Genomic DNA, 19450 nt, shown 5'->3' on the forward strand with positions numbered 1-19450 from the left:
TTTGCTTTAAGCTTCCTTCAGATTCCACCTCGCGATGGACACCCTTGCTCTCAGCTAATGATAGGTAGCTATAAACCCCCATAACGGACTTGCACCGTTAAGTAATACGCCATGCACGGCGCACAACAAAAAAACCGATGCTTAGCAGCACCGGTTTTCTCTATCTACAATAAGTAAATAGCTTTTACTTTCTATAAACCTCATCATTTCCTGAATAACGAAACCAGTTAAATAAAGCTTCATTATCACTTGGTTCTCCATTAGAAGTTGTGTATAGTCCTAAATTTACACCTACGAATCCGCCGGCTACCTGTGTGCTTAAGAATTTCCCATCCTGGGTTTCTCCCAGTTGCTGCCAGTCATCTCCGGTTTTGTAGTAGAAGGTATATTCATCTTCTTCAAACTTCAATTTAAACTCAATTTCTGAAACTCCCTCTTCTAAAGTGATGGTTTCGACTAACTCATCAGACTTGTATAACTGCACTACAGGTTTTTCATCTTTTTTTGAAAACGCTGCGAAGTAATAATGGGTCTCCTTCTGAAATGCGAGTAAGCCTGCTTTTTCATGTTCAGCTTCTGCATGAAAATCAACAGAAACAGAAACCTCTCCGATTATATGCTGTTGGCGGCGACCAAGAAAACTTGGGTTAGTTTCGCCTTCTACGGTTTCAGGACGGGTTTCAAGACTAATCCCTTCAGCCCCATCTTTTAAATCATACCATGAAGTTTTTGGGTTTCTAAGCATCATCCAGTTTAGCGGTAGCTCAGTTGCATCAAATTTTTCTTCAAAAGAAAAATTACCGTTAAGTGGAAATAAATTTTTATTTATTTCTACTCCATCAGGTAAGGGATAGGAGTATTTAATCTCTTCCCCATCTAAATCGAAAATTGGCCAATCATTTTCCCATTTTACCGGAGTTAAAAAAGTTTCCCTTCCGGTATTATATAAGTCACCCTCGTAAGGTCTTACAGCAAGAAAAACTCCGTACCAATCTCCGTTAGGGTGCTGAACAATATCAGCGTGCCCGGCTGAAGTAATAGGATTATCACGATCGGGGTCCAGATGACGCTGGGTTAAGATTGGATTTTCTTCAAAAGGAATAAATTCATCATCAATATTTGTGTTTCGGTAAATCATTTCAGAGTGGTTTACCGCGGTACCACCTTCAGCCGTCATTAAATAATAATAGCCATTTAATTTATAAATCCTAGGGCCTTCAGCCCAAACCGGTTTAGTAGAAATATCTACCCCACCATCTACCAAAATGCGGTTATCGCCAATAGTTTTCAGGTTTTCTTTATCAAATTCTATCATTCTAATGGTTCGATGTCCCTGATACTTAGATTCGTTATTTGGGGGTTCACTATTATAAACCAGGTAAGATTTTCCGTTTTCGTCAAAAAATAACCCTGGATCAATTCCACTAACCTCAGGAAGCCAAACCGGATCGGACCACGGACCGGCAGGATCTTTTGCAGTCATCACAAAATTGCCTTTTCCATCAACTATGGTACAGGTTAAATAATAAGTGCCGTTATCATAACTAATATCGGGTGCAAAAACGGCACGGGAAGTTCCAAAACCATGGAGGTCTACCTGGTCTGGTCTATGAATTACATTGCCTACCTGCTTCCAATTAACCAGGTCGGTGCTATGAAAAACAGGGATTCCGGGATAAAAGGCGAAAGTAGAATGCACCATATAAAAGTTTCCATCCCCATCATCGGTAATAGCCGGGTCGGGATACCAACCTGCCAAAATGGGATTTAAATAATTTTCCTGTGCCAAAGTAGTGCTCAAAGTAATCAGGGCTAATAAGCTAAAAAGTATCTTTCTCATATTAAACGCAATCGGTTGTTATCCCAAATATATACTATTTATGGGAAAAAGAAAGGAACCTGAATGCAAATTAAGTAAAAGTGACTTTAAAAGTTAAATTATTTACGCAACATTAATAAAATGTTTCGTAAATTTGTTGCATTAGATTTTCCCCATATTGATGAAAAAGAAAAAAGAAGTTACTATTTATGATTTAGCAAAGGAGTTAAATTATTCACCATCCACGATCTCAAGAGCTTTAAATAACCATAAAAGTATTGGTAAAAAGACCATTAAAAAGGTTCAGAAAACAGCAGAAGAATTTGGCTATCGCCGTAATGCTTTAGCTGCCAGTTTAAGAAATAATACTTCTAAGACTATTGGAATTATGATTTCCCGAATAAATAGACCTTTTATAGCTTCACTCATCACTGGTATAGAAAAAGCAGCAAGGAGTGCAAATTACAATGTGATTATCACCCAATCTGACGATAAATACGACAATGAAGTTAATAATGCCAAAGCATTATACGACGCAAGAATTGGCGGCCTTATTGTTTCTTTAGGAATGGAAACCCAGGATACAAGTCACTTTGATCAATATATAAAACAAAATGTTCCTATTGTTTTTGTAGATCGGGTTCCCGAAAATTTTAATTCATACCGGGTTATAATAGATAATTATGCTGCGGGATATCGTGCTACAAAACACTTAATTGAGCAAGGATGTAAAAGAATAGCTCACTTTGCAGGTGCCCAGCATGTAAATGTTTACAACCTGAGAAAAAAGGGATATTTAGATGCTCTAAAAGAACACGGACTGGAGGTGGACGAAAACTTAATTTTAGACATGAAAATTTTAAGTTTTAAAGAAGGTAGAAAAGCCACAAAGCAATTATTAAAACTCGATAATCCGCCTGATGGAATTTTCTCTGCCAACGATACCGCCGCAGTCAGCGCAATTCTATATGCTAAAGAAAAAGGAGTTAAAATTCCGCAGGAACTTGCAATTATTGGCTTTAACGACGATCCTATTTCCCGAATAGTAGAACCTACGCTTTCTACAGTTTCACATCCCGCTCAAAAAATGGGGGAAATATCAACTAGAAGAATTTTAGAACATGCAACACGTGACCTGGATTCTGCTGTTTCAGAAATAACTATGTTAGATACAGAGATTATTGTAAGGAATTCCAGCAATCGAAATTTGAAATTAAGCTAACTTAAAATCCGAATAATTCAGGTAACCAAAGACTTAAAAACGGAAAGATTATCACCAGAATTAAAGAAACCAACATCCCTGCAAAAAGTGGAAGCAAAGGTTTTACTACTTTTTGAATAGTGGTATTTGCAACTCCTACTCCAATAAATAATACTGAACCTACTGGTGGTGTACAAAGACCAATACATAGATTAAGTATCATTATCACTCCAAAATGTACAGGATCTATACCCATAGCTACTGCTACAGGAAGAAATATTGGGGTGAAGATTAATACTGCAGGTGTCATATCCATAAATGCACCCACGAATAACAGGATTAAGTTTATTAAAATCATAACCACAATGGGGTTATCGCTGAAACTTAATAAAGTGGCCGTTACTTCCTGCGGAATATTTTCATAAGACATCACCCAGGACATTGCAATAGACATAGCAATAAGAAGCATTACTAAAGAAATTGTACCAACTGATTCTACCAACACCCTTTTAAGCTTAGGCAGATCTAGCTCCTTATAGATAAAAGCCAGTATAAGACAATACACAACTGCTACAGATGAAGCTTCGGTTGCTGTAAAAACACCTCCAACGATACCACCTATAATTATAATTAACAAGAGTAAACTGGGAAGCGCATCAAAGAAAGATCGAACAATATGCTTAAACGAACTTCTTTCTCCCTTTGGAAAGCCTTTTCTCTTTGCCCAAATTAAAGCAATAATCATTAAAATTAAACCGGTAAGGATTCCAGGTAGATAGCCGGCTAAAAATAATGCACCTATACTTACCCCGCCACTGGCGAGGGAATAAATTATAAAAATATTACTTGGTGGAATTAGAAGTCCGGTGGTTGCAGAAGTCACATTTACAGCCACTCCATATTCTTTGGTATAACCTTCCTTTTCCATCCTTTCAGACATAAAACTTCCAATTGCCGCAGCTGCAGCACCGGCCGAACCGGCAATAGCACCAAACATCATCGCAGCAACTATATTTACATGAGCAAGGCCTCCGGGTAGCGCTCCTACAAGAGATTTAGCAAACTCAATTAATCTCTTTGCAATACCTCCACTATTCATTAAATGCCCGGCAAGTATAAAAAAGGGAATGGCAAGAAGTGAAAAACTATCAAGACCTGTAGCCACTCTTTGAGAAATAGTTGTAAAAGCAGGAATAGTATCAACACTAAATAACAATGTTAATACTGAAGCTATACCAATACTCCAGGCAATTGGCACCCTAATGGCTACCAGAACTATAAAGCTGAAAACAAGAATTAAAATTTCCATTTATCGATTTGCTTTTAATTCCTGAAGGGTTTGCCGCATTTGTTCACTTTTAAAATAAATAATCATTAAACCTGAAATGGGCAAAACCAGATAAACAAAACCAATTGGTAAACCCAATGCCGCAGAAGTCTGCTCGAGCTTAAAGGAAACATAAACATATCTTCCCCCGCCAATCACAAAAATTGCAGCGGTAAAAAGCATAATAATAACTTGAACAACTAAATCCAGTTTCAATTTTGTTTTTACACTGAAGGACTTCGGAAGTAGATCTATGGTAATATGGGTATTTCTACCAGAAATATAAACAGCTCCAAAAAGACTTACCCAAATTAGCATAAAACGAGCTAACTCATCGGTCCAGGAGCTTTGATCTGCTAGCAAATAACGGCTACATACTCCCCAGAGCACGCTAAATAACATTACCGTTACAAGCAATACCACCAACCATTCTAAAAACCAATTTAGCTTTTTACTCATTTTCTAAATCTTTAATCTCTTGAATTATAGTGTATAAAGCAGGTTCTTTTTCCTTTAGATCTTTTATTATATGTTCACTTTCTTCTTTAAATAATTCCTTATTAGGATAAGTTATCTTAACGCCTTCTTCTTTAATTGCCGCTAATGCTTCAGTTTCAGCAATTTCCCATAATTCCCTTTGTTTTATAGCAGCTTCCTGTGCTGCTTCCTGTATCCATCTTTTTTCTTCTGAAGAAAGCTTATTATAGATAAGCGTACTAATTACCAGGATATCTGGGATAGCAGAATGCTCATCTAAAGAAAAGTTTTTGCAAATTTCATAATGCCTGGAAGTGTAAAAGCTCGGTAAATTATTCTCAGCCCCTTCAACAACCCCTTGTTGCAAAGCAGTGTAAAGTTCTCCCCAGGAAACCGGGGTGGGTGAACCTCCCAGGCTTTTTATAAGACTAATTGCCGTAGGACTTTGCATAACCCTAATTTTTAATCCTTTTAAGTCACTGGGTGTTTCAATTGGAGTGTCCGTAGTGTAAAAAGACCGGCTGCCGGCATCAAAATAAGTTAAACCCCTTAGCCAGTATTGCTCCCCATCTAAAAGCAATTCATTGCCTAGTTCACTATCATAAAGTTTATAACGATGTTCCCTATCCTTAAAAATATATGGATAGCCGAAGACACTAAGTTTGGGCGAAAAATTTTCCATTACTGCTGAAGATACTTTGGTCATAGCCAAACCTCCCAATTGTAACAATTCCAAACTCTGCCTTTCAGAACCTAATTGTCCGCCGGGATAAACTTCCACTTTTAATTCTCCATTGGATTTTTCTCCAACTCTCTCGGCAAAAAATACCAGAGCCTGATGTACCGGATGATCCAGACTCAAACCATGTGATAGTTTTAAAGACTTCGCCTCCTCTTTCTGGTTGCAGGAAGTGAGAAGAAAAATGGCGGTTAAAAATATGAAAAATGATCTCATTTAGACCTTATTTCAGAAATTATCTCCAGCACTTTGGCTACATTATTTTTTATCGATTTAAAATCGGCATTTTCAATTACATCTTTTGGAATAAGCGCAGAACCCATTCCAACGCAAGTCACTCCCGCTGTGAACCATTTTTTTATATTTTGTTTTTCAAGACTAACTCCGCCACTAGGCATAATTGAAGTCCAGGGTTGCGGCCCTTTTATAGCTTTTACGAAATCTGACCCTAAAACAGCCGCGGGGAATAATTTCACTATTTCACAGCCCAATTCTTCAGCCTGGCTTATTTCAGTTAAACTACCGCAACCCGGTAGGTACAGCACTTTTCTTCGATTGCAAATTTTTGCTACACCCTCCCTAATTACAGGGCTAACTACGAATTCCGCCCCTAAATTCATATAAAGACTGGCCGTTCCGGCATCAACAACTGAACCAACACCGAGTATCATTTCGGGGCATTCTTGGCGAGAAAATTTCACAAGACTTGTAAATACCTCGTGAGCAAGTTCCCCACGATGAGTGAATTCAAAAAATCTCGCACCCCCTTTGTAAGCAGCACTAAGCACTTCCTTAACCAATTCCTGATCCTGGTGATAGAATAAAGGCACGAGCCCCGATTCTTTCATTTTTATCGCAATTTCTGGTCTGGATAATTTTATCATATTTTTAAAATTTATTTCCCAAAGGGTGAATTTGTCACTTATTTATAATGATTGTCCTACTTGCTACCTCATTTACGTCCAGCATCAAGCTGGTTTTATAATTTTATCTTTTAATTCTTCCTGAACCATCACCCTCAATTAATCCTAATACTTCTTCTTTGCTTACCCGATTAAAATCACCAACAATAGAATGTTTTAAACAAGAGGCCGCAGTCGCAAAATCAAGCGCTTTTTGATTTTCAAAATGCTGAAGCCCGTAAATAAGCGCTCCCATAAAACTGTCTCCAGCCCCCACACGATCTACTATTGGATAAATATCGTACTGTGAAGATGATAATAATTCTGATCCCGTGAAAAGGTCGGCAGACCATTTATGATGGGATGCGTTTATTTCTTCTCTATTTGTAATCGCAATTTTTTGTAAAGCAGGAAATTTCTGTTTAAGTACATTAGAAAGTTTAGAATTATCCTGAGCATCTTTTATATCGAAAAACTGACTACAGGCATAAGCGCCCGCTAGCAGAACATCACTTTTTGCCAGGAGTTTACTCATTGCTTCTTGAGGCTTTGCCTCTTTATATTGCCAAAGATTTCCACGGTAATTAAGATCAGCAGAAATTTTAATTCCTTTGCTTTTCGCTACCTCAACCGCGTATAAAATAACCTGCGCTGCGTTTGCAGAAATCGCCGGGGTAATCCCCGACCAATGAAACCAGTTGCAATCTTTAAAAATCTCATCCCAATTGAACCAGGAAAGATCAATTTCTGAAAATGCTGAATTTTCCCGATCATAAATTACTTTTCCAGCACGGTTTATAGCGCCAGTTTCCAAAAAATATAAACCTAAACGCTTACCCTGAAATTTTATATGATTAAGTCCAACTCTATTATTCCGTAAATCGTTTAGTGCTGATTTACCTAAATCGTTTTTGGGCAAGACACTTAAAAACTCAGTCTTTAATCCAAAATTAGTTGCGGTAATTAGAACATTAGCTTCACTCCCACCGTAAACCACTTTAAAATTGTTCACCTGCGAAAACCTAAGCGCATCTTCACAAGATAATCGCATCAATAATTCTCCCAGGCTTACCAGTTTTTTCATAAATTACTTTTTATTTAGTTCCGCAAATTGAAAATAAGATTCTGCATTGTAATAACAGATATCCTGAATTATTTTTCCAATCCATTCTATATCTTCAGGAAGTTCTTTATTTTCAATATCCTTTCCGAATAAATTACATAAAACGCGTCTGAAATATTCATGTCTGGGTACTGACAGAAAACTTCTACTATCGGTTAACATTCCCACAAAACAACTTATTAAGCCCATATTTGATAAGGAATTCAATTGTTTCTCCATCCCATCTTTTTGATCTAAAAACCACCAGGCAGAACCGTGCTGAATTTTCCCTTTTGGGGTATCCCCCATAAAATTCCCGGCCATAGTAGCCATCACTTCATTATCTGAGGGATTAACATTATAAAGTATTGTTTTAGGTAAATGGTCCTTTTTATTCAGCGTGTCCAGAAACTTCGCCAAAGGTTTGGCCTGTTCTAAATCGCCAATACTGTCTACCCCTGCGTCTTTTCCTATTTGGTTAAGTAATTTTGAATTAGTATCACGCACAGGCCCCAAGTGCAACTGCATGGTCCAGTTTCTTTTGGCGTAAAATTCTCCCATTTTCACCAATAAAGCCGACTGATATTTCTCAGCTTCTTCAGTAGTAATTTCTTCCCCCGACAACTTCTTTCTCACTAAAGCATTTATCTCTTCTTCTGAAAAATCTTCAGCAAACATTCTCTCCAAACCGTGATCTGAAAGCCTGCATCCGTGTTGATGAAAATAGTCTATCCTTTTTTCTACTGCTTTGGCAAGGGAATTAAAATCTTCAATATTTATATTAGTTTGTTTACCAATTTTCTCTAAATAAGCTGAAAACTCATCATTTGAGATATTAAGCAAGGCATCTGGTCTAAATGTAGGAAGCACTTTTACTTCAAACCCGTCTTCTGCAATTTTTTTATGATACTTTAGATCATCGGCAGGATCATCGGTGGTACAAACCACTTTTACATTCATTTTCTTCAGCAAATTCCTGGTAGAATATGCCTGAGTAGCAAGTAATGAATTACACTGATTGTAGATCTTTTTTGCATTCTTTTCGCTTAGCAAATCTGTTATCCCAAAATAACGCTGTAATTCTAAATGCGTCCAGTGATAAAGCGGATTTCTTAAAGTGTAAGGAATAGTCGCCGCCCATTTCTCAAATTTTTCTTCATCTGTACCATCTCCCGTGATGTATTTTTCTTCTATACCAAGGGTTCGCATTGCACGCCATTTATAATGGTCTCCGGCGATCCAGATTTCGGTCAGGTTTTTAAACTGTCTGTCTTCGGCTATATCTTCAACAGGCAAATGGCAGTGATAATCTATTATAGGCATATCCTTAGCGTAGCGCTCATAGAGCTCTTTCGCAAACCTATTTTCGAGAAGAAAATCTTCTTCAATAAAATTCGTCATTTAATTCAGTCTTTTCGGTTGTTATCTTAGGGTAAACACGGCTTCTTTAAACTGGGCTGCACCTAATTCAAGGCTTCGAGGAGAAGGGCTAGAACTTCCTATATAGATTTTGAACTCTCCTTTTTCTATTACACTTTCCCCTTCATTATTTACAAGCTCCATCATTTCAGGAGTGATTTCAAATTGAATTTCTTCGGAACTACCGGGTTCTAAATTCACCCTTTTAATACCATAAAGTTGATATTTTGGAGCATCTACAGAAGTTTCCATATCTGAAACATACAACTGCACCACTTCTTCTGCCTCGCGACCTCCGATATTGGAAACCTCTATGCTAGCCTCTAAATTTTGCCCTTTTCGTATTCTTTCCTTCGATAATTTTATATCAGAAAATTCGAATTCTGAATAACTTAATCCATAGCCAAAAGGATACATTGGCTCTACATCCATATATTTATAAGTCCTTCCTTTCATCGAATAATCTTCATAAGGAGGAAGGTCATCTAAAGATTTAGGAAAAGTAATTGGTAACCTGCCAGATGGAGAAACATCGCCAAAAATAATATCTGCAACCGCATTTCCACCTTCCTGCCCAGGATACCAAACCATTAAAACCGCATCGGCAAGCTCATGCACTTCTTCCAGATTCATAGGGCTCCCTCCGGTTATTACAGCAATTACAGGGTTATCGCCGGCGGCTTCATTCAATTTGCGTAAATAATCCAGTTGATTTTCCGGAAGGTTATAATCTAGTCTATCTCCAAAAGTTTCTGAAGCTATAGATTCCCCTTCCTCTCCTTCCAATACTCCAGAGATTCCAAGTACCGCAATGGTTGCATCACTGTTTGCGGCATTTGGAGAAGCCCAATCCTGCGGGTTCGCGTTAGGTCTGTCTAATAAAGTTCCCTGACGATATTGCAACTGACTTTGAGGTTCAATTGCCCCGGCTATTCCTTCAATAATGGTAACCAGGTCGGGATTTACACCGTGGTAGTTTCCAAGCAGGATTTCAATACTGGTTGCATTTGGCCCAGTTATAAAATATTTCGCAAGATCATTCTTTAAAGGAAGGACTTCGTCATTCTTAAGCATTACGATAGACTTCTGTGCCGTCTCCCTGGCCAGTGCTCTATGCTCACTGGTATTGATATCTTCTGCTGAAAGTTTTGAGTACGGATTATTTGAAGGAGAATCAAAAAGACCCAACTTAAATTTCGTTTTCATAAGTACGGCAAGTTGTTCGTCTATTTCTTCCTCGGTTACCAAACCTTGATTTACCGCTTCCACTAACGAAGGATAAACGCTACCGCAGTTTAGATTGACACCACTTTTTATTCCCAGAGCTGCGGCTTCTTCCGGTGTTTCTACCACATTATGCCCACCATAAAAATCTTCCAGGGCCCAGCAGTCACTTACAATATGACCTTTAAAACCCCATTTTTCCCGAAGTACATCGGTAAGCAAATATTCGTTTGCACAACAAGGTTCCCCATTTGTAGCGTTATAGGCACACATAATAGTTTCTACATTCGCATCTACCAGGGCTTCAAAAGCCGGCAAATAGGTTTCCCATAAATCTTTTTGAGAAGCTACGGCATTAAATTCATGCCTTAATTTTTCAGGGCCGCTATGCACAGCGTAATGTTTTGCGGCAGCTGCAGTTTTAAGATATTTATCATCATCTCCCTGTAGGCCCTTTACAAACGCGACCCCTAATTTTGCCGTAAGAAAAGGATCTTCCCCGTAGGTTTCCTGTCCACGCCCCCAACGTGGGTCGCGAAAAATATTAATATTTGGTGTCCAAAATGTGAGTCCGCTGTATTGTCTTCTATATCCATTTTCTACGGCTGTATTATGATTCCCCCTGGCCTCATCTGAAATTGCGGAAGAAACCTCAAAAATCAAATCTTCATCAAAAGTAGCACCCATCCCAATAGCCTGAGGAAAAACTGTAGCTACTCCAGAACGGCCTATTCCGTGCAAAGCTTCGTTCCACCAGTTATACTCAGGAATACCCAAACGTTCTATCGCCGGACTATCATGCATCATTTGCATTGCCTTTTCCTCTAAAGTCAATCGATTGACTAAATCATCTACTCTCTCGTCTAAGCTCAGAGATTCATTATTAAAACCAAAATTCTCCTCCTGTTCCTGAGCAGCTACCCCGCTGCAAAAGACAAAAGCAAAAACTGACAATACAATTCTCAATACGTTATTTTTCATAATTATACAGGTTAAAAGTTGAGATGTCCTCAAAAAGGAGTCTTTTTCTTAAAAAAGTCCTAACAAATAAAGGATAATTTTATCATAAACACAACCGATTGCATAAAAAATTTTGATAGCATCCTTTTTTTGTCTAATTTTCAACTCGCAATCGTTTGATAAAAATACAATGAAGTTAAAAAATTATATTGCCTTAGCCCTTTTTAGCCTTTTCGCCTTCAACATTCAGGCCCAGCCGGGATATGAACTCTGGTTGGATTATAAAGAAATTGATGACAATACTTATAAGGAAAAATACAGTCCTTTTTTTACTGATATAGAACTTATTGGTAATTCTTCGACAATTAGCATTATTAAGGAAGAATTACAACTCGCTAAAACAGGTTTTGCTCTTGAAAATTTGAATTCTGATAGCAATTCAAAATTAATTGTTGGAATTCAGAATGTTTTGCCTTCAGGTATTAGAAGTCAAATTAATACTGAAAACCTGGGAGATGAAGGTTACACCATTAATACTCTCAATAATGGAAAAACTCTTGTAATTAGCGGGAATTCAGATATAGCCCTTCTTTACGGAACCTTTGGGTTACTTCGTGAGATTCAGCAAAGAAATGATATTTCAGATTTAAATATTGAGGAAGAACCAAAAATTCAGAAACGTGTTCTTAACCATTGGGATAATTTAGACCGCACTGTAGAACGTGGTTATGCGGGTTTTTCAATTTGGGATTGGCATCTTTTACCCGAACTCATCAAACCTGAATACAAAGATTACGCCCGTGCAAATTCTTCGATAGGAATTAACGGAACGGTTCTTACCAATGTAAATTCCAACGCGTTAATTTTAACCCCACATTATATAGAAAAAGTAAAAGCCCTGGCTGAAGTGTTTCGACCTTACGGAATTCAGGTTTACCTTACGGCAAGGTTTTCAGCCCCAATTGAATTAGGCGATCTTGATACTGCCGATCCTTTAGATGAAAATGTTCGTGAATGGTGGAAAAATATAGCTAATGAAATTTATGCTGAAATCCCCGATTTTGGTGGCTTTTTAGTTAAAGCAGATTCTGAAGGCCAACCCGGCCCATTTCAATACGACCGAACCCACGTAGATGGCGCCAATATGTTGGCCGAAGCAGTTGCTCCCCACGATGGAATTATTATGTGGCGCGCATTTGTTTACTCAGAAGAAGACCCCGACGATAGGGCTAAACAAGCTTACGATCAATTTATTCCTTATGATGGTAAATTTGCCGATAATGTATTGGTACAGGTTAAAAACGGCGCTATAGATTTTCAACCTCGTGAGCCTTTTCATCCAATGTTTGGTGCGATGCCGGACACTCCCTTAATGATGGAATTTCAAATTACCCAGGAATACTTAGGCTTTAGTTCTCACCTGGTTTTTCTGCCTAAATTGTTTGAGGAAGTATTAGATGAAGATACTTATGCCGAAGGTGAAAATTCTACGGTAGCCAAGGTTATTGACGGTACGAATTCAAATAAAAAATTAACGGGAATTGCAGGTGTTGCCAATATTGGAACCGAAAAAAACTGGACAGGGCATCCCTTTGGCCAGGCGAACTGGTACGGCTTTGGGAGATTGGCCTGGGATCCATATATGGATTCTGAAGATATCGCTCAGGAATGGTTAAAGATGAATTTTTCTAATGAGGAAGATTTTGTAAAACCAATGACCGATCTCTTATTAGAATCTCGCGAAGCTGTAGTAAATTATATGACCCCTTTAGGCTTACACCATATTATGGCTACCAGTCACCATTACGGTCCCGGCCCCTGGGTAGATAATCTTGGCCGGCCTGAATGGAATCCTGTATATTATCACAAAGCTGATAAAAATGGGATAGGCTTCGATAGAACAAGCTCTGGTAGTGATGCCCTAGCGCAATATGCAACACCTATTGAAGAAAATTATAGCAATCCTGAAACCACTCCTGAAAAATATTTACTGTGGTTTCACCACCTTCCCTGGGATTACGAAATGAGTAATGACAAAACACTTTGGGATAATATGGCTTTACATTATCAAAAAGGAGTTGAACAAGTGGAAGAAATGCAAGCTACCTGGAAAAACATGGAACAATATGTAAATAAACAAGAGTTTGAAAAAACTTCGAAGTTACTTGAAATTCAGTTGAAAGAAGCTAAATGGTGGCGGGACGCATGCCTGAGTTATTTTCAGCAATTTTCTGAGATGGAACTACCGGCAGAAGTACCTGAACCAGAACATAATTTAGAATATTATAAATCAATAGACCGTCCTTATGCACCAGGCATAAATCCATCCTGGTAATAAAAAAACAACCAAAAAATGACCAAACAGTTAACAGCAATCGTAACCGGTGCAAACGCCGGACTCGGTTTTGCCACAGCCAAAAAATTCTGTGAAAAAGGAATTAAAACTTACGTAAACGGAAGAAATAAAGAAAAGACCGAAGAGGCCTGTAAAGAATTAGGCGAAAACGCCATACCCTTTATTCTGGATCTTAATGATCTAGATCAAATTCCCACAGCGATAGAAAAGATTGGGCAGGAAGCTGAAAGCATTGACATCCTAGTAAATAATGCCGGGATTAATATGAAAAAAGAATTCCTGGAAGTAACCAACGAAGAATTTCAGAATATTTTACACACCAATGTCGTAGGGCTTTTTGCAATAAGTCGTGAAGTTGCCAAAATAATGAAAAAGCAAAATTCAGGAAGTATTATTAATATCAGTTCTATGGCTGCGCAATATGGTATTCCTAAAGTTATCGCTTATTCAGCTAGTAAAACTGCAGTTGATGGGATGACGCGTGCCATGGCCGTAGATTTAGCGCAATTCGGGATTCGTGTAAATGCGGTGGCACCCGGTTTTATTGAAACCAATATGTCACGAAAAGCTTTGAATAACGATCCTGAAAGAAAAAATAAGGTTTTATCCAGGACACCCATGGGTAAATTAGGACAACCTTCAGATATTGGAGATGCAGTATATTATTTCGCAACTTCAGAATCGGCTTTTGTTACAGGAACTATTTTACCGGTAGATGGTGGAAATTCAATAGGATTTTAGGATGATTTCAATGCAACAAACAATGCGATGGTACGGCCCAAACGACGTACTATCGCTAAAAGATTTAAAACAGGCCGGAATAAGTGGAATTGTTACCGCTTTACACGAAATACCGGTAGGCGATATTTGGACCGAAGATGTCATTCTGGAACGAAAAAACTTAATTGAAAGTTTTGGAATGCAATGGAGTGTTATAGAAAGTTTGCCGGTGCACGAGGATATAAAAAAAAGGTCTGGCAACTATAAACAATACATTGAAAATTATAAAATAAGTCTTCAAAATATTGGCAAATGCGGCATTCCCGTGGTAGCCTATAATTTTATGCCAATCCTCGATTGGGTTAGAACCGATCATTTTCATGAGAATGAGGCCGGGGCGTCTGTATTAAAGTACGATCCTTTAAAATTCACCTATTTTGATCTGTTTTTATTAAAAAGAAAAAATGTAGAAGAAGATTATACTGAAGAGCAGATTTCTGCCGCTAAAGAATTAGGCAACAATCTTTCTTCGGAAGAAAAAGAGGAACTCTTTAAAAGCATTCTTTTAGGATTGCCGGGAAGCACCGAAAATTTCACTGCAAATGTCATTAAAGAACTCCTGGATTCATATTCACATATAACAGATGAAAGGTTACGGGAAAATCTCGTTTACTTTTTATCTGAAGTCATCCCTACGGCTGAAAAAAGCAAAGTAAACCTGGCCATCCATCCAGACGACCCACCGTTTTCGGTATTAGGTTTGCCCCGGGTGGTAAGCAATCACAAAGACCTGAAATTCATCTTTGCAAATGTAAAAAGTAAGGCTAACGGATTGTGTTATTGCACCGGTTCCTTAGGAGCCAATCCCGCTCACGACCTGCTTGAAATTTATGATGAATTTGAAGAAAGAATTCATTTTTTACACCTAAGAAATGTAAAAAAGAAAGTTACCGGAGTGTTTATGGAATCTGATCATTTAGATGGAGATGTACCTATGGTAGATGTTGTAAAACGTATCGTAAACACCTTGCAAAAAAGAAATCAAAGCATCCCAATGCGACCCGATCACGGATACCTGCACACTTTGGAAGCCGACAAAAATTATTATGCCGGCTATTCTTTTATAGGCAGGTTAAAAGGCCTCGCTGAACTGCGCGGACTCGAATTAGGACTACAGGAATCATTTAAATAAAAAACTATGAATTCACTAAAAATACTTCAAAAATCGGTTTTTATTCTTGCTTTTGCCGCTGCGTTTACCGCCTGCAAATCCAATAACGATTCTGATGAAAAAGAGGCCAATACGGAAGAATCGGCTGAAATGGGTCTTAAAGACTATTATAAAGATTATTTCCCGATGGGTGTCGCGGTTGCCCCAAATTCTATTGAAGGTGAATCGGCTGAATTGATCAAAACGGAATACAACAGCATTACTCCGGAAAATGTGATGAAAATGGGCCCAATTCATCCTGAAAAAGACAAATTTTATTGGAATGACGCCGATGCTCTTGCTGAATTTGCCAGGGAGAACAATATAAAAATGAGGGGGCACGCTCTGGTATGGCACCAACAAACTGGCGGTTGGATCTTTGAAAATAAGAATGGCGACCAGGTAAACAAAGAAGAATTACTGAAACGAATGAAGAATCACATAGATTCGGTAGTGCCGCGCTATTCAGATATTATCTATGCCTGGGATGTTGTAAACGAAGCCGTAGCTGATGATTCTACTAAGGTTTATCGGGAATCGGAATGGCTGGAAATTGCTGGAAAAGACTATTTATTAAAAGCCTTTGAATATGCCAGGGAAGCCGACCCAAAAGCCAAGTTATTTTATAACGATTATAACGCAATTATTCCCGAAAAAAGAGATAGGATTATTGAATTATTAAAATTTCTCCAGGAGAATGACGCACCCATAGACGGTGTTGGAATTCAGGGACACTGGTCAATTTATGGACCTTCTGAAGAAGAATTAAGAAAGGCATTAGACCTTTATTCAGAATTAGGTCTTGAAATTCAAATTACCGAATTAGATGTTTCTCTTTACCCCTGGGAAAAGGAACGTCGCGAACTTAAAAAAGGCGAATCAGATGAGTTTACTCCAGAACTGGAGCAAAAACAAATTGAAGCCTACGACATGTTTTTCAGGGTGTTCAGAGATTATAAAGACGTAATTACAGGCGTGACCTTTTGGAATATTTCAGACAAATATTCTTGGTTAGACACCTACCCTGTTGAAGCTAGAAAAAATTACCCGCTTTTATTCGATGAAAATTTCGAACGTAAAAAAGCTTATGAAAAAGTGGTCGAATTCGAAACCCAACCCGAAACAAAAACCCCGTAGAAATGCAACGACAATCAATTTTTAATTTCCAAATAGCCCTTTTTCTTTTTCTGTGTTTCGGCTTCTTTCAAACTGCCAAGGCTCAGAATTCTTATATAAGTTTTAATCCGGTAGAAAATAGTTTTCCACTCAATTCAGTGACTTTATTTCTAGATTCGCAAGACCATGAGGGAGTTCATTTAGTAGCCGAAGATCTTCAAAAAGATTTTGAAAAGGTTACCGGGAACAATCCTGAGATCTCTTCGGAAGAAATCAACGGTGAGTACCCAGTAATTATAGGAACTATTGGAAATAGTAAATTGATTGATGAATTGATTTCCAACGATAAATTAGATGTTTCAGAAATAGAAGGAAAATGGGAAAATTTCCTTATTCAGATCGTTGAAAATCCATCTTCAAATGTGGAAAAAGCATTAGTAATTGCCGGAAGCGATAAGCGCGGAACTATTTTTGGGATGTACGATCTTTCTGAAAAAATAGGAGTTTCCCCCTGGCACTGGTGGGCTGATGTTCCGGTTAAAAGAGCTGAGGAATTGTATGTAAAACCGGGAGGTTATACATCAGGAACTCCAAAAGTAAAATACCGTGGAATTTTCCTCAACGATGAAGAACCTGCGCTTGGAAACTGGGCTCGTGAAACTTTTGGAGGTATTAACAGCGGAATGTATGAGCAGGTTTTTAAACTTATTCTACGTTTAAAAGGAAATTACCTATGGCCGGCAATGTGGGGCAAGGCATTTTATGACGACGATCCCAAAAACCCGGAACTTGCAGATAAATACGGAGTGGTAATAGGTACTTCACACCACGAACCCCTGATGCGTGCGCACGTTGAGTGGAGCCGCTATGGAGAGGGTGACTGGAATTATGAAACCAATCCTGAAAATCTCCGAAAATTCTGGAGAGAAGGAATGGAAAGAACAGGTGATTACGAAAGTGTTGTAACTGTTGGAATGCGTGGTGATGGCGACGAAGCAATGACGGAAGGCACAGCTATAGATTTACTGGAAACCATAGTAAAAGATCAACGAGAAATTATTGAAGATGTTACCGGGAAACCGGCGAACGAAACTCCTCAGGTTTGGGCTTTGTATAAAGAAGTTCAGGATTATTACGATCAGGGAATGCGCGTTCCAGATGATGTTACTTTGCTCCTTGCCGATGATAACTGGGGAAACATAAGGAAATTACCAGATCCTAATGATGCACCACGTGAGGGTGGCTATGGTATTTATTATCATTTTGATTATGTAGGCGGTCCAAGAAACTATAAATGGCTGAATACCACGCAAATTGAGCGGGTTTGGGAGCAAATGAACCTGGCTTACCAGTATGATGCTACAGAGTTATGGGTTGTAAATGTAGGTGATCTAAAACCTATGGAGTTTCCCATAAGTTTCTTTCTGGATTTCGCGTGGGATCCTGAAGCTATAGATGCAAATGAACTGGAAGACTATGCAGCGAATTGGGCTGAAAAGCAATTCGGGAGCGAATATGCTTCGGAAATTGCTGATATTTTAAATAAATACACCAAGTTTAATAGCCGCAGAAAACCTGAAATGTTAAGTCCGGATACTTATAGTTTAGTTAATTATAACGAAGCGGAAAATGTGGTAAAAGACTATAACCAGTTAGTAGAAAAAGCCGAGGAAATAAATAAAAAACTACCAGAAGAATATAGGGATGCTTATTTTCAATTGGTATTATTCCCGGTAAAAGCCTCAGCTAATTTGAATGAATTGTATGTAGCTGCCGCCAAAAACCGATTATATGCAGAGCAAGGCCGTGCCGCGGCAAATTCTTATGCTGAAAAAGTAAAAGAATTATATGAAAAAGATTCAGCATTAACTGAAGAATATCACAATATCGCCGATGGCAAATGGAACCATATGATGTCGCAAAATCATATTGGCTATACTTACTGGCAACAACCCGAAGAACAGGTTATGCCTGAAGTTAAAACCATTGAAGTTGCTAAAAAACCTGAAATGGGTGTTGCAATTGAAGGTTCTAAAGAATCCTGGCCCTCTTCAAATGAAACGGCAAGACTGCCAGAATTTACTTCTGTGGCAGATCAAAAATATTATGTTGAAATCTTTAATAAAGGAAAAGGAACTTTCGATTTTAAAGTAAAGAAAAACGATAAATGGATTCAGGTTTCAGAAGAATCTGGTTCAGTTTCAGATCAAAAGAGAATTTCAGTTAGTATTGATTGGAACAAAGTTCCAAAGGGAAAATCTACAGGAAATTTTAGTATTCAGCAGGGCAGAAAATCAGTTAAAATTGAAGTTCCAATCCATAACATCAGTCCTGGAAACATAAAAGGTTTTGTAGAAAGCAACAATTATATTGCTATAGAAGCTGCCAACTATAGCGAAAAAGGCAATATCGAAAAAGGATGGACTTTAGTGCCGAATTTAGGAAAAACAGGTTCTACAATAACTGCCTTTGCTAAGACTCCAACCCACGGCGAATTGTCAGAAGATAATCCATACCTGGCATACGATTTTCATAATTTTAGCACAGGAGAAATGAAAATAGAATTCCTGCTTTCGCCTACCCTTGATTTTCATAATAAGGGAGGTCTAAGATTTGCGTATTCCATTGACGATAACGAACCAAAAATCATCAATATGCATCAGGAGACTAAAGATGATTGGGGTACTTCTGTAGGAAATAATATTACCAGGGTGATTTCAGAACTAAACCTGCTGGAAAAAGGAAACCATACGTTAAAGATCTGGGCTATAGACTCAGGAATTGCCCTTCAGAAAATTATTATCAGAAAAGGAGATATTAGAGAATCGTATTTAGGCCCAACTGAAAGTAAACATGTAGAATAATCGTATTTGTACTA

At 38.2% G+C, this 19450-nt stretch carries 14 protein-coding genes; 6 read left to right on the forward strand and 8 right to left on the reverse strand.

Translation table 11 applies throughout. The features are described from left to right. Positions 1-184: 184 nt before the first annotated feature. Positions 185-1840, reverse strand: a complete 1656-nt coding sequence (locus LB465_RS12775) for a glycoside hydrolase family 43 protein (RefSeq protein ID WP_224470257.1) — start codon at positions 1838-1840, stop codon at positions 185-187. A 160-nt stretch (positions 1841-2000) separates the two neighbouring features. On the opposite strand from LB465_RS12775, the gene LB465_RS12780 reads away from it, so the two are divergent. Next, entirely contained in the window at positions 2001-3041 is a 1041-nt protein-coding gene (locus tag LB465_RS12780; RefSeq protein ID WP_224470258.1) for a LacI family DNA-binding transcriptional regulator, read from the forward strand. A gap of 1 nt (position 3042) precedes the next feature. On the opposite strand, the gene LB465_RS12785 is transcribed toward LB465_RS12780, so the two are convergent. From LB465_RS12785 to LB465_RS12815, 7 genes are all read right to left on the reverse strand, one after another. Then, on the reverse strand, positions 3043-4329 hold the full coding sequence (locus tag LB465_RS12785) for a TRAP transporter large permease (RefSeq protein WP_224470259.1): 1287 nt from the start codon (positions 4327-4329) through the stop codon (positions 3043-3045). Continuing rightward, a complete protein-coding gene (locus LB465_RS12790; RefSeq protein WP_224470260.1) occupies positions 4330-4806 on the reverse strand; it encodes a TRAP transporter small permease in 477 nt (158 codons plus the stop codon). It abuts the gene before it with no gap. Beyond that, positions 4799-5779 (reverse strand): TRAP transporter substrate-binding protein, encoded by a 981-nt coding sequence (locus tag LB465_RS12795; RefSeq protein WP_224470261.1) that lies wholly within the window; start codon positions 5777-5779, stop codon positions 4799-4801. Before LB465_RS12795 ends, LB465_RS12790 begins: the two co-directional genes overlap by 8 nt. Beyond that, positions 5776-6447, reverse strand: coding sequence for a bifunctional 4-hydroxy-2-oxoglutarate aldolase/2-dehydro-3-deoxy-phosphogluconate aldolase (locus tag LB465_RS12800; protein ID WP_224470262.1), 672 nt, complete (start codon positions 6445-6447; stop codon positions 5776-5778). The genes LB465_RS12795 and LB465_RS12800 overlap by 4 nt, the downstream gene beginning before the upstream one ends. A gap of 103 nt (positions 6448-6550) precedes the next feature. Then, positions 6551-7549, reverse strand: coding sequence for a sugar kinase (locus tag LB465_RS12805; protein ID WP_224470263.1), 999 nt, complete (start codon positions 7547-7549; stop codon positions 6551-6553). Positions 7550-7552: 3 nt separating this feature from the next. Further along, on the reverse strand, positions 7553-8968 hold the full coding sequence (gene uxaC, locus LB465_RS12810) for a glucuronate isomerase (protein WP_224470264.1): 1416 nt from the start codon (positions 8966-8968) through the stop codon (positions 7553-7555). A 21-nt stretch (positions 8969-8989) separates the two neighbouring features. Beyond that, positions 8990-11191 carry a glycoside hydrolase family 3 C-terminal domain-containing protein gene (locus LB465_RS12815; protein ID WP_224470265.1) on the reverse strand — a complete coding sequence of 734 codons (2202 nt, stop codon included), beginning with the start codon at positions 11189-11191 and terminating at the stop codon, positions 8990-8992. A 169-nt stretch (positions 11192-11360) separates the two neighbouring features. Here LB465_RS12815 and LB465_RS12820 point away from each other — a divergent pair, with 169 nt between their 5' ends. Genes LB465_RS12820 through LB465_RS12840 form a run of 5 tightly spaced genes read left to right on the forward strand, consistent with a single transcriptional unit; the run spans position 11361 to position 19436 of the window. Beyond that, positions 11361-13505 (forward strand): alpha-glucuronidase family glycosyl hydrolase, encoded by a 2145-nt coding sequence (locus LB465_RS12820; protein WP_224470266.1) that lies wholly within the window; start codon positions 11361-11363, stop codon positions 13503-13505. Positions 13506-13523: 18 nt separating this feature from the next. Continuing rightward, entirely contained in the window at positions 13524-14267 is a 744-nt protein-coding gene (locus LB465_RS12825; protein ID WP_224470267.1) for an SDR family NAD(P)-dependent oxidoreductase, read from the forward strand. A gap of 10 nt (positions 14268-14277) precedes the next feature. Next, positions 14278-15438, forward strand: coding sequence for a mannonate dehydratase (gene uxuA, locus LB465_RS12830; protein ID WP_224470268.1), 1161 nt, complete (start codon positions 14278-14280; stop codon positions 15436-15438). Between the two features lie 6 nt (positions 15439-15444). Further along, on the forward strand, positions 15445-16593 hold the full coding sequence (locus LB465_RS12835; protein ID WP_224470269.1) for an endo-1,4-beta-xylanase: 1149 nt from the start codon (positions 15445-15447) through the stop codon (positions 16591-16593). Between the two features lie 2 nt (positions 16594-16595). After that, positions 16596-19436, forward strand: coding sequence for a glycosyl hydrolase 115 family protein (locus tag LB465_RS12840; protein WP_224470270.1), 2841 nt, complete (start codon positions 16596-16598; stop codon positions 19434-19436). Positions 19437-19450 lie beyond the last annotated feature (14 nt).

It is taken from the genome of Salegentibacter lacus (genome assembly GCF_020164555.1).
Lineage (GTDB): Bacteria > Bacteroidota > Bacteroidia > Flavobacteriales > Flavobacteriaceae > Salegentibacter > Salegentibacter lacus.

Bases quoted from the DNA above. Each gene is read 5' to 3' on its own strand.
- LB465_RS12775 (WP_224470257.1), bottom strand. From the start codon at position 1,840: ATGAGAAAGATACTTTTTAGCTTATTAGCCCTGATTACTTTGAGCACT.
- LB465_RS12780 (WP_224470258.1), top strand. From the start codon at position 2,001: ATGAAAAAGAAAAAAGAAGTTACTATTTATGATTTAGCAAAGGAGTTA.
- LB465_RS12785 (WP_224470259.1), bottom strand. From the start codon at position 4,329: ATGGAAATTTTAATTCTTGTTTTCAGCTTTATAGTTCTGGTAGCCATT.
- LB465_RS12790 (WP_224470260.1), bottom strand. From the start codon at position 4,806: ATGAGTAAAAAGCTAAATTGGTTTTTAGAATGGTTGGTGGTATTGCTT.
- LB465_RS12795 (WP_224470261.1), bottom strand. From the start codon at position 5,779: ATGAGATCATTTTTCATATTTTTAACCGCCATTTTTCTTCTCACTTCC.
- LB465_RS12800 (WP_224470262.1), bottom strand. From the start codon at position 6,447: ATGATAAAATTATCCAGACCAGAAATTGCGATAAAAATGAAAGAATCG.
- LB465_RS12805 (WP_224470263.1), bottom strand. From the start codon at position 7,549: ATGAAAAAACTGGTAAGCCTGGGAGAATTATTGATGCGATTATCTTGT.
- uxaC (WP_224470264.1), bottom strand. From the start codon at position 8,968: ATGACGAATTTTATTGAAGAAGATTTTCTTCTCGAAAATAGGTTTGCG.
- LB465_RS12815 (WP_224470265.1), bottom strand. From the start codon at position 11,191: ATGAAAAATAACGTATTGAGAATTGTATTGTCAGTTTTTGCTTTTGTC.
- LB465_RS12820 (WP_224470266.1), top strand. From the start codon at position 11,361: ATGAAGTTAAAAAATTATATTGCCTTAGCCCTTTTTAGCCTTTTCGCC.
- LB465_RS12825 (WP_224470267.1), top strand. From the start codon at position 13,524: ATGACCAAACAGTTAACAGCAATCGTAACCGGTGCAAACGCCGGACTC.
- uxuA (WP_224470268.1), top strand. From the start codon at position 14,278: ATGCAACAAACAATGCGATGGTACGGCCCAAACGACGTACTATCGCTA.
- LB465_RS12835 (WP_224470269.1), top strand. From the start codon at position 15,445: ATGAATTCACTAAAAATACTTCAAAAATCGGTTTTTATTCTTGCTTTT.
- LB465_RS12840 (WP_224470270.1), top strand. From the start codon at position 16,596: ATGCAACGACAATCAATTTTTAATTTCCAAATAGCCCTTTTTCTTTTT.